10 protein-coding genes are annotated in these 13795 nt (G+C 70.9%); 5 read left to right on the top strand and 5 right to left on the bottom strand.

Translation table 11 applies throughout. From position 1 onward, the window contains the following. Nucleotides 1-89: 89 nt before the first annotated feature. Entirely contained in the window at nt 90-1442 is a 1353-nt protein-coding gene (locus OUY22_RS15715; RefSeq protein ID WP_270155703.1) for an extracellular catalytic domain type 1 short-chain-length polyhydroxyalkanoate depolymerase, read from the bottom strand. 712 nt (nt 1443-2154) lie between these two features. On the opposite strand from OUY22_RS15715, the gene OUY22_RS15710 reads away from it, so the two are divergent. The 5 genes from OUY22_RS15710 to OUY22_RS15690 all read left to right on the top strand — a co-directional run bounded on the left by OUY22_RS15710 (nt 2155) and on the right by OUY22_RS15690 (nt 9821). Further along, a complete protein-coding gene (locus tag OUY22_RS15710) occupies nt 2155-3612 on the top strand; it encodes an endo-1,4-beta-xylanase (RefSeq protein ID WP_270155702.1) in 1458 nt (485 codons plus the stop codon). A gap of 367 nt (nt 3613-3979) precedes the next feature. Then, complete coding sequence (locus tag OUY22_RS15705) at nt 3980-6016, top strand: family 43 glycosylhydrolase (protein ID WP_270155701.1); 2037 nt, start codon at nt 3980-3982, stop codon at nt 6014-6016. A gap of 63 nt (nt 6017-6079) precedes the next feature. After that, nucleotides 6080-7543, top strand: a complete 1464-nt coding sequence (locus tag OUY22_RS15700) for a non-reducing end alpha-L-arabinofuranosidase family hydrolase (RefSeq protein ID WP_270155700.1) — start codon at nt 6080-6082, stop codon at nt 7541-7543. Nucleotides 7544-7684: 141 nt separating this feature from the next. Then, nucleotides 7685-8707 (top strand): LLM class flavin-dependent oxidoreductase, encoded by a 1023-nt coding sequence (locus tag OUY22_RS15695; protein WP_270155699.1) that lies wholly within the window; start codon nt 7685-7687, stop codon nt 8705-8707. A gap of 208 nt (nt 8708-8915) precedes the next feature. Beyond that, nucleotides 8916-9821: an SDR family NAD(P)-dependent oxidoreductase gene (locus OUY22_RS15690; protein ID WP_270155698.1), complete on the top strand. Its 906-nt coding sequence runs from the start codon at nt 8916-8918 to the stop codon at nt 9819-9821. 64 nt (nt 9822-9885) lie between these two features. Here OUY22_RS15690 and OUY22_RS15685 read toward each other — a convergent pair whose 3' ends face one another. From OUY22_RS15685 to OUY22_RS15670, 4 genes are all read right to left on the bottom strand, one after another. Beyond that, nucleotides 9886-10650 (bottom strand): enoyl-CoA hydratase/isomerase family protein, encoded by a 765-nt coding sequence (locus OUY22_RS15685; RefSeq protein ID WP_270155697.1) that lies wholly within the window; start codon nt 10648-10650, stop codon nt 9886-9888. Continuing rightward, a complete protein-coding gene (locus OUY22_RS15680; protein ID WP_270155695.1) occupies nt 10647-11270 on the bottom strand; it encodes a carboxymuconolactone decarboxylase family protein in 624 nt (207 codons plus the stop codon). The genes OUY22_RS15685 and OUY22_RS15680 overlap by 4 nt, the downstream gene beginning before the upstream one ends. Nucleotides 11271-11340: 70 nt before the next feature. Continuing rightward, nucleotides 11341-13068, bottom strand: a complete 1728-nt coding sequence (locus OUY22_RS15675; RefSeq protein ID WP_270155694.1) for a CocE/NonD family hydrolase — start codon at nt 13066-13068, stop codon at nt 11341-11343. Next, nucleotides 13068-13795: fumarylacetoacetate hydrolase family protein (locus OUY22_RS15670; RefSeq protein WP_270155693.1), on the bottom strand; the 728-nt coding region annotated here is incomplete at its 5' end. The genes OUY22_RS15675 and OUY22_RS15670, both read right to left, overlap by 1 nt.

Below are 13795 nucleotides of genomic sequence, written 5' to 3'. Positions count from 1 at the left end.
GGCATGGGCCACCGCCGTACCCCCTGACCTCCGCGGTACGGGAGGTCAGGGGGTGTGCGGCGGCTTCCCCGGCGATGCGGAGCCGCTGGTCAGAGGAGGGTCCACCGCTGGTTGGCGCCGCCGTGGCAGGAGTAGAGCTGCAGGCGGGTGCCGTTGGCGGTGCCGGAGCCCGTGGCGTCGAGGCACAGCCCGGACTGGACGCCGGTGATGCTGCCGTCGGCGTTGACGCGCCACTTCTGGTTGTCGCCGCCCCAACAGGAGTAGATCTGGATCCTGGCGCCGTTGCCGGTGCCGGCCGCGTCCAGGCACTTGTTGCCGTACACGCGCAGCTCTCCTGATGAGGTCTGGCTCCACTGCTGGTTGGACTGGCCGTTGCAGTCCCACAGTTGCACCGCGGTGCCGTCCGCGGTGGCGGCGTTCGGCACGTCGACGCAGCGGCCGGAGGCCACGCCCCGGATCGGGCCGGTGTCACCGCCGGGCGCCGTCGGCGTCGTCGTCGGCGTGGTCGTCGGCGTGGTCGTCGGCGAGCCGGCGTCCAGGCCGAAGAAGCGGATGGCGTACGCGGCCATCCCGGGCCGCGGCAGGTCGTGGCCGGCGCCGGTGATGGTGTACGCCTCGACCTGCCCGGCGCCGAAGACCCGGCGCGTCCATCCGGACTGCGGGCTGTCAGTGGTCGTGGGGGTCTGGCTCAGCCCGTGCACGTTGGTCCACTGGTCGACCTCTTCCTGCAGCATCGTGTACGGCAGCACCGAGTCGGCGGTGCCGTGCCAGGCCATCACCCGCGGCCGGGGCCCGGTGTAGCCGGGGTAGGCGTTGCGTACCAGGTCGCCCCACTGCTGCGGCGTCTTGTCCCCGCAGCCGGCGGGCCCGAGGCAGGCGTAGGGGACGCCCGCGAACGGCGCGCCCGCCTTGAACACGTCCGGATAGGTGGCGAGCAGGTTGAGGGTCTCCATGGCGCCGGAGGAGAAGCCGGTGGCGAACACCCGCTCCGGGTCGCCGTCGTAGCGTTGCAGCGCGTAGGTGGCCATGGAGACGATCGACACCGGGTCGCTGCCGCCGCCGTGGCGCAGGGCCTCGTTGGACCACACGTCGAAGCAGTTCGACATGCCGTTGGCGCTCTTGTTCGCCTGCGGGTAGACGACGATGAAACCGTGCCGGTCGGCCAGCGAGGCGAACTCGGTCCCCTGGTGGAAGCCCTGGGCCCAGCCGTTGCAGCCGTGCATCGCCACCAGGACGCCGGGCCGGGTCGCCAGCCGGTCGGGGACGTAGAGGTACATCCGCAGACCGCCGGGGTTGGCGCCGAAGCCGGTGACTTCGGTCAGTGCCGCCGCCGACGCTCGCGGGGCAGTCGTGAGGACCATGGACAGTGCGGTGGCCAAGACCATGACCAGAGCGGCCACGCCGGCTCCGATGGTGGCGTACGCGCGAGGACGCGGGTTCATCCTGCCCTTTCTTCACTCTGGCCCCCGCCGGCCGCTCGGCGGCGGTGAGCTGGGCGTGCGGGTCCCGCCGGGCGGCAGGCGTTCGGCGGGCGAACCGCCTGCGTCGGCGGGCGGTGAGGCGAGGGCCGCAGGGTGCCTGTGCGGATCTCGCGTCGCCGCGGTCGTCAGCGCCGCGTGTCCCCGGCACGGGCCGGGTTGTGAGCGCTAACACAGGGATGTGCTGGTCGGGCTCCTCCTCGGGGGGCGGCGGGAGGTGGTGGCGTCCCGGAGCAAATACGAGCGGGAATGGTCATGTCAAGACATCCCATCCCGGGGTGCGGCCGGAGGACGCCGCCGCTCCCCGGGCCGACCTGGGGTTACCGGGAACGGCCGCGTCCGGCCGGCGGAGGCGGCGCCATGAAAGTTTCACCGCCACCCCCGCCGGTCCGGCTGCCGAAACTTTCGACCTGCCTGATCGGGATACCGCACCCGGTGAAAGCCTGATCGGGCGAGGACCGTACGCCGAAAGATTTCATTGATTCCTTGACAAGTTTCGGCCAGATTCTCACACTGAGTCCCCGAGGCGATCTCCCTGCCGGATCGGTGGTGCGCGGCAGGGATCGCCGTCACGACGCCCTTGTGGTGCGCGTTCCCCGTGGCGCGGCGTCGGGTCATGCGGGCGTGTCCCGCGCGCTTTCCTCTCCGATCCACTTATGGAGGCTCAGTCATGCGCATGTCCCCACCTGCCCTCCGGCGCCCGTTCAGCGGGCGCCGCCGGGCTCTCATCGCCGGCGCGGCCGGCGCGATCGGCCTGATCGCGGCCCTGACGGCGCCGCTCCCCGCGGACGCCGCGGCGACCACGCTGGGCGCCGCCGCCGCGCAGAGCGGCCGCTACTTCGGCACCGCGATCGCCTCGGGCAAGCTCGGTGATTCGGCGTACACGACGATCGCGAACCGCGAGTTCGACATGGTGACGGCCGAGAACGAGATGAAGATCGACGCCACCGAGCCCAACCGGGGTCAGTTCAACTTCAGCGCCGGTGACCGGGTCTACAACTGGGCCGTGCAGAACGGCAAGCGGGTGCGCGGGCACACCCTGGCCTGGCACAACCAGCAGCCGGGCTGGATGCAGTCGTTGTCGGGCGGCACACTGCGCCAGGCGATGATCGATCACATCAACGGCGTCATGAACCACTACCGGGGCAAGATCTACGCCTGGGACGTGGTCAACGAGGCCTTCGCCGACGGCAACTCCGGCGGCCGGCGTGACTCCAACCTGCAGCGCACCGGCAACGACTGGATCGAGGTCGCCTTCCGCACCGCACGCGCCGCCGACCCGGCCGCCAAGCTCTGCTACAACGACTACAACATCGACAACTGGACCTGGGCCAAGACCCAGGGCGTCTACAACATGGTCCGCGACTTCAAGTCCCGCGGCGTGCCGATCGACTGCGTCGGCCTGCAGTCGCACTTCAACAGCAACAGCCCCTACAACAGCAACTACCGCACCACCATCCAGAGCTTCGCCGCCCTCGGCGTCGACGTACAGATCACCGAGCTGGACATCCAGGGCGGCTCGGCCACCACCTACGCCAACGTGGTCAACGACTGCCTGGCCGTCCCCCGCTGCACCGGCATCACCGTGTGGGGCGTCCGCGACAGCGACTCCTGGCTGGGCGAGAACACCAGCCCCCTGCTCTTCGACCGCAATGGCAACAAGAAGGCCGCCTACACCTCGGTCCTCAACGCCCTCAACGCCGCGGACCCGGACCCGGACCCCGACCCCGACCCGACACCCACCCCGGGCGTCGGGCAGATCAGGGGCGCGGCCTCGAACCGCTGCGTCGACGTGCCGAACGCCGGCACCGCGGACGGCACCGCGGTGCAACTGTGGGACTGCAACGGCCAGTCCAACCAGCAGTGGAGCCAGACCTCATCAGGAGAGCTGCGCGTGTACGGCAACAAGTGCCTGGACGCGGCCGGCACCGGCAACGGCGCCAGAATCCAGATCTACTCCTGCTGGGGCGGCGACAACCAGAAGTGGCGCGTCAACTCCAACGGCAGCATCACCGGCGTGCAGTCCGGACTCTGCCTGGACGCCGTCGGCGCCGGCACCGGCAACGGCACGGGGCTGCAGCTGTACAGCTGCCACAGCGGCGCCAACCAGAGGTGGACCTACAACGCGTCGTAGGGCCGTCCCGAGGGGCGGGGGGCGGGCTTCCGCGAGGCGGTGACCGCCCCCTCCCCAGGACCGGCGCACTCGGGGACGCGGTGAAACTTTCAGCCGCACGAGCGGTTCGACGCGATCCTTCCGGGGGTGAAACTCCAGGAGGAAAGACCCTCCCGGCCTACGGCGGTTCCGCCGGGAGGGGGCTTCGCGTTGACGCCGGGCCGGACCGTCAGATGTACTTCGCGACAACCCGATCGACGGCCGGATCACACCGCTCTTCTCGCGATTGAAATGTTAGCGCTAACAACATGACAGCCGAGGTCCCGGGCCCCCGGCGGCGTCCCCGCACACCGTGCCCGGCGCGAACGAACACCCTCTGGAGGTTCCTGTGAGGCGCGTGCTCGTGGCTCTCTCGTCCCTGCTGCTCCTGGGCGTGTTCCTCACGCCCCAGGCGTCGGCCGCCCACGCGGCGACCGTCGACACCAACGCCTGGTACGTCCTGGTCAACCGCAACAGCGGCAAGGCCCTGGACCTCTACAACCTCGCCACCAACGACGGCGCCCGCATCACCCAATGGACCAGGAACAACCAGAACCAGCAGCAATGGCAGTTCGTCGACTCCGGCGGCGGCTACTACCGACTCAAGTCCCGCCACTCCGGCAAAGTCCTCGACGTCTACAACTGGTCCACCGCCAACGGCGGCTCCATCGTCCAATGGACCGACCACAACGGCACCAACCAGCAATGGCGCCTGGCCGACAGCACCGACGGCCACGTCCGCCTCATCTCCCGCCACAGCAACAAAGCCCTCGAAGTCCAGAGCGCCTCCACCGCCGACGGCGCCAACATCGTCCAGTACGACGACTGGGGCGGCAACAACCAGCAGTGGCAGCTCGTCAAGATGGACGGCGGCGGCGACCCCGGCCCCGGAGGCACCTACGCCAACCCGGTCGTCTGGCAGGACTTCGCCGACGGCGACATCATCCGGGTCGGCGACGCCTACTACTACTCGGCCTCGACGATGCACTACTCGCCGGGCGCGCCGATCCTGCGCTCCTACAACCTGGTCGACTGGGAGTACGCGGGGCATTCGGTCCCGAGGCTCGACTTCGACTCCGCCGCCTACGACCTGTCCGGCGGCCGGGCGTACGTGAAGGGCATCTGGGCCTCGACCCTGAACTACCGGCCCAGCAACAGCACCTACTACTGGATCGGCTGCGTCGAGTTCAACCGGACCTACGTCTACACCGCCTCCGCCGTGGACGGCACGTGGAGCAAGCGCGCCCGTATCAACAACTGCTACTACGACGCCGGCCTGCTGATCGACACCGATGACACCATGTACGTCGCCTACGGCAACGGCACCATCAGCGTGGCCCAGCTCTCGGCCGACGGGCTCAGCCAGGTGCGCGCGCAGCAGGTGTTCCAGACGCCGAGCAGCGTCGGCACCCTGGAGGGCGCCCGCTTCTACAAGCGCGGCGGCTACTACTACATCTGGCTGACCCGCCCCGCCAACGGCCAGTACGTGCTCCGCTCCACCTCGCCGTGGGGCCCGTACGAGATGCGCCAGGTCCTGCTCGACATGCCCGGCCCCATCTCCGGCGGCGGCGTGCCCCACCAGGGCGGACTCGTTCAGACCCAGAACGGCGACTGGTACTACATGTCGTTCGTCGACGCCTACCCCGGCGGGCGCGTCCCGGCACTCGCGCCGATCACCTGGACCGGCGACTGGCCGGTCGTGCAGACGGTGAACGGCGGCTGGGGGGCGACCTACCCGAGGCCGAACATCCAGACCAGCCGGACCGTCGCCCCCATGATCGGGCCCGACACCTTCACCTCCCCCACCCTCGGGCACCGCTGGGAGTGGAACCACAACCCCGACACCAGCCGCTTCTCCACCGGTAACGGCCTGCGCCTGCAGACCGCGACCGTCACCGGCGACCTCTACAACGCCCGCAACACGCTGACCCACCGCATCCAGGGCCCGTCGTCGACGGCGACGATCGAGCTGGACTACTCGCAGATGGCCAACGGCGACCGCGCCGGGCTGGCCATGCTGCGCGACCAGTCGGCCTGGATCGGCGTCAAGCGCGACAACGGCGTCAACCGGGTCGTGATGACCAACGGCCTGACCATGAACAGCTCATGGCAGACCACCGGCACCGGCACCGAGGCGGCGAGCGCGAACATCTCGGGCGGGCGGATCTGGCTGCGGGTCAGCGCCGACATCCGGCCCGGCTCCGGACGGCAGGCCCGCTTCTCCTACAGCACCGACGGCAGCACCTTCACCGGCCTCGGCCCGGCCTTCACCCTGAACAACGCCTGGCAGTTCTTCATGGGCTACCGCTTCGGCATCTTCAACCACGCCACCCAGGCCCTCGGCGGAGCGGTGACCGTGCGCCGCTTCGACCTCACCACCCCCTGACACGAATCCCCGGCAGTTCGGCCCCCCCGAAGCCCGACGCAGAAAGGCGAATCGGAGCACATGATGAAGTTCAAACCCCTGGCCGTCCTCGCGACGGTGGCCACCTTGGTGGCGAGCCTGTTCATCGCTTTACAGACGCAGGCCGCCCACGCGGCGACCGTCGACACCAACGCCTGGTACGTCCTGGTCAACCGCAACAGCGGCAAGGCCCTGGACCTCTACAACCTCGCCACCAACGACGGCGCCCGCATCACCCAATGGACCAGGAACAACCAGAACCAGCAGCAATGGCAGTTCGTCGACTCCGGCGGCGGCTACTACCGACTCAAGTCCCGCCACTCCGGCAAGGTCCTCGACGTCTACAACTGGTCCACCGCCAACGGCGGCTCCATCGTCCAATGGACCGACCACAACGGCACCAACCAGCAATGGCGCCTGGCCGACAGCACCGACGGCCACGTCCGCCTCATCTCCCGCCACAGCAACAAGGCCCTCGAGGTCCAAGGCGCCTCCACCGCCGACGGCGCCAACATCGTCCAGTACGACGACTGGGGCGGCAACAACCAGCAGTGGCAGCTCGTCAAGATGGACGGCGGCGGCGACCCCGACCCGGACCCGGGCACGTGCGCGCTCCCGTCGACCTACCGCTGGACCTCGACCGGGCCGCTGGCGCAGCCGAAGTCGGGCTGGGTCTCCCTCAAGGACTTCACGGTCGCGCCCTACAACGGCAGGCAGCTCGTGTACGCCACGACGCACGACTTCGGCACCCGATGGGGCTCGATGAACTTCGGCCTCTTCACCAACTGGTCCGAGATGGCCACGGCGAGCCAGAACACGATGAACTCCTCCACCGTCGCGCCCACGCTCTTCTACTTCGCCCCGCGCAACATCTGGGTCCTCGCCTACCAGTGGGGCGGGACCGCCTTCTCGTACCGGACGTCGAGCGACCCCACCAACCCGAACGGCTGGTCCTCGGAGCAGGTGCTCTTCTCCGGAAGCATCTCCAACTCCTCGACCGGCCCCATCGACCAGGCGCTCATCGGTGACAGCAGCAACATGTACCTGTTCTTCGCCGGGGACAACGGCCGGATCTACCGGGCCAGCATGCCCATCGGGAACTTCCCGGGCAGTTTCGGCTCGACCTCCACGGTGATCATGAGTGACTCGACGAACAACCTGTTCGAGGCCGTCCAGGTCTACAAGCTGAAGGACCAGAACCGGTACCTCATGATCGTCGAGGCGATCGGCTCGCAGGGCCGCTACTTCCGCTCGTTCACGGCCACCAGCCTGAACGGTTCCTGGACCCCGCAGGCCACCTCCGAGAGCAACCCGTTCGCCGGCAAGGCCAACAGCGGCGCCACCTGGACCAACGACATCAGCCACGGCGAGCTGCTCCGCACCAGCGCCGACCAGACCATGACCGTCGACCCCTGCAACCTGCAACTCCTCTACCAGGGCCGCAGCCCCAGCTCCGGCGGCGACTACGGCCTCCTGCCCTACCGGCCGGGCCTGCTGACCCTGCAGTAGCGATCGGACGACACGGATCGGGGCGGCCGGCTCCGACCACCGTGTGAATCGGGCCCCGGATGCGGCGTTCTGGGAGCAAGCGCCGTACCCGGGGCCCGAACGTCATGGAATGTCTTTGACGCGAGGAATGTTGCCTCGCGTATGAAGAACATCGGTTTCCTGAGCTTCGGCCACTGGTCCTCCTCGCCGCACTCGAAGGCGCGCAGCGCGGCGGACACCCTGCTGCAGTCGATCGAGCTGGCGGTGGCCGCCGAAGAACTCGGGGCCGACGGCGCCTACTTCCGCGTCCACCACTTCGCCCGGCAGCTCGCGAGCCCGTTCCCGCTGCTCGCGGCCGTCGGCGCGCGGACGAGCCGGATCGAGATCGGCACCGGCGTCATCGACATGCGGTACGAGAACCCCCTCTACATGGCCGAGGACGCCGGCGCGGCCGACCTCATCGCGGGCGGCCGGCTCCAGCTCGGCATCAGCCGAGGATCACCCGAGCAGGTGATCGACGGCTGGCGCTACTTCGGCTACGAGCCGGCCGAGGGCGAAACCGACGCCGACATGGCGCGCAGGCACGCCGAGGTCTTCCTCCAGGTGCTGGAGGGCAAGGGGTTCGCCCAGCCGAACCCGCGGCCCATGTTCCCCAACCCGCCGGGGCTGCTGCGCCTCGAACCGCACGCCGAAGGGCTGCGGCAGCGGATCTGGTGGGGCTCCGGCTCCAACGCCACCGCCAAGTGGGCCGCCGGGCTCGGCATGCACCTGATGAGCTCCACGCTCAAGGACGACGAGAACGGCAGACCGTTCCACGTGCAGCAGGCCGAGCAGATCGCGGCCTACCGGGAGGCGTGGAAGGAAGCCGGTCACGACGGCGAGCCGCGGGTGTCGGTGAGCCGCTCCATCATGCCGATCGTCAACGAGACGGACCGCGCGTACTTCGGCCACGAGCGCGACAGCTCCGACCAGGTCGGCTTCATCGACGCCACCACCAGGGCCGTGTTCGGGCGCACGTACGCCGCCGAACCCGACGTGCTGGTCAAGGAGCTGGCCGCCGACGAGGCGATCGCCGCGGCCGACACGCTCCTGCTGACGGTGCCCAGCCAGCTCGGCGTGGACTACAACGCCCACCTCATCTCCTCGGTCCTGACCCACGTCGCCCCGGCACTCGGCTGGCGCTGACCACGTCTTGTGCCGGCGTTTCTCCGTGGAAACGAATAAACAAAAAGAGAACATCCGAGGCAGCCTTTCGGCGGGCCATGGCCTTCAATATCGATACGGAAATCGCCTGCCCGCATTTCTGTATTACCTCTCCAGAAACGCCTATAATCGATGACGATCCGACCGGAAATCCTCGGCGGAATTCGATGCACAGCGCGTGGAGAATGGCATGATGTTTTCACCCGGCCCGTATGAGGAGTTCGACCTGACAGGGCATGCCTGCGTCGTCACCGGAGCCGCGCAGGGCATCGGCGCCGCCGAGGCGCGGGTGCTCGCCCGGCGCGGGGCGGTCGTGGTGTGCGCGGACCGGGCGGACACCGGGCCGGTGGTGGACGAGATCCGCGACGCGGGCGGCGCCGCCGTCTCCTGGCACGGCGACCTGGCCGAGCCGGGAGCGGCCGAGGACGTCCTGGCGGTCGCCGAGGACACCGGGGCGCCGGTCTCGGTCCTGGTCAACAACGCCGGCATCGTCCGTGACCGGATGGTCTTCAACCTGGACGACGCCGACTGGGACGCGGTGCTGGCGGTGAACCTGACCGCGCCCTTCCGGCTGTGCCGCGCCCTGGCCCGGCACTGGCGCGCGCAGCCGGGGCGCGCGGGCCGCCGGATCATCAACACGAGCAGCGAGTCGGGGCTGTACGGCAACGCGGGCCAGAGCAACTACGCGGCGGCCAAGGCGGGCCTCGCCGCGCTGACCCTGACCCTCGCCGCCGAACTCTCCCGCCACGGGGTCCGCGTCAACGCGATCGCGCCCCGGGCCCGCACCCCGATGAGCGAGGCCGCGTTCGGCGCGCTGCCCGGCGGCGCCGGGGCGCTGCCGCCCGAGCGGGTCGCGGCGCTGGTCGCCTGGCTTGCCGGCCCGTCCGGCGAGGACGTCACCGGCCAGGTCTTCGTCGTCGCCGGCGACGTGGTCCAGCGGATGCGCACCTGGGCTCCCGTACGCGAGGTGCGGCAGCCGGAGGAGTGGTCGCCGGAGACGGGCGCGCGCTTCCGGGAGGAGCTCTTCGGCGGGGACTCCACCCGTCACGAGCCCGCTCCGATCAGCGCCCTGTTCACCGGCGAAGCCGTCAGGTAGGAGTGGCGTCCGTACGGCGGGGCTGAGCACCCGCCGTACGGACGCGCGCGTGCCCCGGCGCGGATCAGGCCGGCTCCCGGGGGAAGGAGCGGGCGTCGACGGCGGCGAGCGATTCCAGCGCGAGTCCGTGCGCGAGCCCGAACCGCAGCTCGCGGCGGATCAGCATGGTGAGGCACGCCCGGGTGTAGCGGAGCATGAGCGTGGTGTTGGCGGCGAGCAGGCGGGCGTGCTCCCAGGCGCGGTCGAGCAGCCGGTCCGGCGGCAGCACCTCCGCCACCAGGCCGAGGTCGAGAGCCTCGTGGGCGTCGATGGTACGCCCGGTGAGCAGGAAGTGCCGGGCCCGGTTCATCCCCAGCAGCCACGGCCAGACGAGGTGGACGCCGTCGCCGGGCACCACCCCGGCGACGACGTGCTGGTGGTCGGCGAACGTGGCGGTCTCGGAGGCGAGGACGATGTCGGACAGGAGCGCGAGCTCGGCGTGCTCGGTGGCCGGGCCGTTCACCGCGGCGATGACCGGCACTTCGATGTCCAGCAGGTCGAAGAGCAGGTGCCGGCCCTCGTGAGCCACCCGGTCCCAGCCCTGCGGGGTCGTGTTGCGCCGCTCGAACGCCATCTCCGTGAGGAAGTCGGGTCCGCTGCCGGTGAGGATGACGACCCGGTTGCCGGGGTCGGTGGCGATCTGCCGGAACGCCTCGGGCAGCTCGCGGTGCGCGCGCTCGGTCCACTTCAGCGACCCGCCGTCGGTGTGCAGGGTGACTTGGAGGATGCCGTCGTGCCGCTCCATCCGCACGTCCCCGAACCGGTCGCGGTACTCCTCGAACCTGCTCACCGCCCGGCCTCCCCTTCGTGGTCGCCGGGCCGCCGGCCGTCGGGCGCCCACGCCTGGTAGCCCGGTTCCAGCGGCACCTGGAAGGTGTCCATGAGCATGGTCAGCGCCCGCCAGATCGCGATGACGTAGCAGATCTCGACGACCTCGCCGTCGTTCGCGAGCAGCGCCTTCAGGTCGTCCAAGGTCGGCTCGGAGATCCTGTCGTCGCGTACCATCTCGTCGACCGCGCGCATCACGGCGCGTTCGGCGGGGCCGAAGCCCTCGTGGGCGGCGCCTTCGCGCACCCCGAGCACGTCGGTGGGGCGTCTGCCCGGCAGGTCGACGTCAACGGTCGGCGCGTAGTGGTGCGCCCACAGGTAGGCAGAGCCGGTCACCCAGGCGACGCGCATGATCGCGAGTTCGCGCAGCCGGTTCGCCTCGGGCCTGAGGGTGAGCCTGCCCTCCCAGAGGATGCGATCGTTGATCTCGTTCTCCACGCGGGCGGACTGCGGCGAGTTCAGCAGCAGCCGGTAGAAGAAGATGCGCGACAGCTCCTCGCGCATGCCCGCCTCGACGGCGGTCCTCGCCGCCTCCTCCACGGGGAGCATCGGGATCAGGCCCTGGGGTTCGTCGGTCGGCATGGCCGTCGTCTCCTTGTCGTTCGTGCGGGTCGTCGGCGCCCCGGCCGCTCGGGTGCTCGATGCTCGGTCGTCACCCGGCGGGGACGACGGGGAGCACGAGCGCCGACGGGTGGCGGGCGTCGTGGAACACGGTCCGCAGCGCGGGGCGCAGGTCGCCGCGGGTGGCTGCGATGCCGTCCGCGGTGCCGGCGTGACGGTCGTACGCGGGGAACGAGCTGCCGGCGATCTCCAGCCGGATGCGATGGCCCGGCAGGAAGACGTTGGCGGTGGCGATCAGATCGACCTCGGCCCGCACCGGCTCGGACCCGGCGGCGGCGACCTCGGCCGCGCTCACCCGCCGGATGCCGTCGCAGAGCAGGAACGCGCGGCCGTCGGGGTGGACGTCGACGAGCTTCGCCGTGACGTCCATGGCGGGGCCGCCGGCCGTCAGGTGGACCACGGCGCGCACGGGGCCGATGACCTCGACCGGGGCGGTCAGCGGGTCGCTGCTGTAGACGAGGACGTCGTCGCGGTCCTCGACCGTGCTCTGGTCCATCGGGCCGGAGTTGGCGGCCGGGTTGGGCAGGTAGGTCGCGCCGCCGCGGGTGGGCACGGGGTCGCGCGGGTCGTGCCGGAACGTGTCGGGCGGCTGCGGTCCCTCAGGCGGCTCGGGGGCGAGGCGGCCGTCCCCGTGGCGCGTGTTGGCGGCTCCCCCGCTGTGCAGGAACCAGGGGGTGGCGCGGGCGCGGGCGGGCGGCCACTCCTGCTCGTCGCGCCACTCGTCCACGCCCATCACGAACACGCGCACCGGCGGCAGCCCGGGATCGGCGGCGCCGGCCAGATGCCGCGCGAACCAGGCGAGCTGCAGCCCTTCCATGTCGATCGCGGCGGGGAAGCGCCGTTCGGGGCCGCAGGCGTCGCCGAACAGCGCGGGCGACCACTGCGTCCACGGGCCGATGATCAGACGCTGCCGCTCCGCGGCCGGCCCGCCCGCGACCTTGATCGCCTCGTACGCGGCGAGGTTGCCGTCGAGGTGCACGTTGTACCAGCCGGCGACGTGCAGCACGGGCAGGTCGGTCGCGGCGACCGCGTCGCCGGCGCCGAGCTCGTCCCAGTACGGGTCGCCCGGCGGGTGCTCCAGCCACTCACGGTAGTGGGGGGCGATGCCGTCCAGGGCGGGCACGTCCGTCAGCGGCAGGGACCGCAGGGCGGTGTCCGGGTCACGCAGCGCGCGGGCCAGCGCCCGCGCGGTGTCCTCGTGCGCGGCGGCGCCGTCGCGGGCGATCGCCCGGCGGAGCTGGTCGGGGGCCAGGTTCGCCAGGCTCCACCACAGGTTGAAGCCGAGCCGGAACGCGCCACCGCGCCAGACCCAGCCGGCGCCGTACTCGGGCGCGGTGAAGTGCGGCACGATCGTGCGCAGCGCCGGCGGCCGGTGCCGCAGCGCCTGCCACTGCGGGACGCCGTTGTTCGACGCGCCGTACATGCCGACCGCGCCGCTCGACCACGGCTGCGCCGCCGCCCAGGCGACGCACGCGGCGGCGTCCTCGCCGGACCGGGCGAACGGGCGGAACGGCTCGTCACCGCCGGAGCGGAACCGGCCGCGCGCGTCCACGACCACGACGGCGAAGCCGTGGTCGACCGCCCGTTCGGGGTTGATCACCCCGTAGACGGAGGCCCAGTTCGACTTGTCGTACGCGGTGTACTGCAGCAGCACCGGGCGCGGTCCCGCGGCCGGGTCGCGGTAGACGTCGGCGCGGAGCACGACGCCGTCCGGGAGCGGGATCGGCACGTCCCGCTCACGCAGGATCGCCGGACGCATCAGGCGTCCCCCGCGCGCTCAACACGGGTCTCCAGCGCGCCGAGCCCGTCGATCTCCAGCCGGATCACGTCGCCCGGCTTGATCCAGCGGTCGATCTCGATCCCGGCGCCGGTGCCGACCGTCCCCGAGCCGAGCAGGTCGCCGGGCAGCAGCGTCTCCCCCGCCGAGGCGTGCGCCACGAGCTGCTCGATGGACCAGTGGATCGACCCGGCGGAGCCCTGCGACCACAGCTCGTCGTTGACGAAGGCCCGCATGCCGGCCTGGAACGGGCGCGGGATCTCGTCGACGGTGACGAGGTACGGCCCGGTGGCGCAGCCGCGGTCGAAGCCCTTGGTCTTGGCCGGGCCGACGGCGGTGCCCATCTCGCGGCGCTGGACGTCGCGGCAGGACAGGTCGTTGAAGATGGTGAGCCCGGCGATGTGGTCCCAGGCCCGCTCGGGCGGGATGTCCCGGCCGCGCCTGCCGATGACGATCGCGAACTCCAGCTCGTAGTCGAGCTTCTCGGTGTACGCCGGCCACTGGCCGGTCTCGTCGGGACCGAACACCGACGCGCTGCGGGTCACGTAGTGGGAGGGCGCCTCGTACCACGCCTGCGGGACCTCCCGGCCCAGGTTGCGCAGCGCGTTGACCATGTGGTCCTCGAAGGCGAAGAAGTCACGCAGCGCCGGCGGGCGGTCGACCGGGGCGAGCAGGCGCACCGCCTCGCGCGCGTGGGCGTGCGGCCCGA

Origin of the sequence: Nonomuraea corallina (assembly GCF_027620315.1) — a bacterium.
In the GTDB taxonomy this organism is placed as follows: Bacteria; Actinomycetota; Actinomycetes; order Streptosporangiales; family Streptosporangiaceae; genus Nonomuraea; species Nonomuraea corallina.
Note: the sequence above shows the minus strand (reverse complement) of the source record. Positions and strands in the feature narration are given on the sequence as shown.

Coding starts and splice junctions, on each gene's coding strand:
- OUY22_RS15715 (WP_270155703.1), bottom strand. CDS start 1,442: ATGAACCCGCGTCCTCGCGCGTACGCCACCATCGGAGCCGGCGTGGCC.
- OUY22_RS15710 (WP_270155702.1), top strand. CDS start 2,155: ATGTCCCCACCTGCCCTCCGGCGCCCGTTCAGCGGGCGCCGCCGGGCT.
- OUY22_RS15700 (WP_270155700.1), top strand. CDS start 6,080: ATGAAGTTCAAACCCCTGGCCGTCCTCGCGACGGTGGCCACCTTGGTG.
- OUY22_RS15695 (WP_270155699.1), top strand. CDS start 7,685: ATGAAGAACATCGGTTTCCTGAGCTTCGGCCACTGGTCCTCCTCGCCG.
- OUY22_RS15690 (WP_270155698.1), top strand. CDS start 8,916: ATGATGTTTTCACCCGGCCCGTATGAGGAGTTCGACCTGACAGGGCAT.
- OUY22_RS15680 (WP_270155695.1), bottom strand. CDS start 11,270: ATGCCGACCGACGAACCCCAGGGCCTGATCCCGATGCTCCCCGTGGAG.
- OUY22_RS15675 (WP_270155694.1), bottom strand. CDS start 13,068: ATGCGTCCGGCGATCCTGCGTGAGCGGGACGTGCCGATCCCGCTCCCG.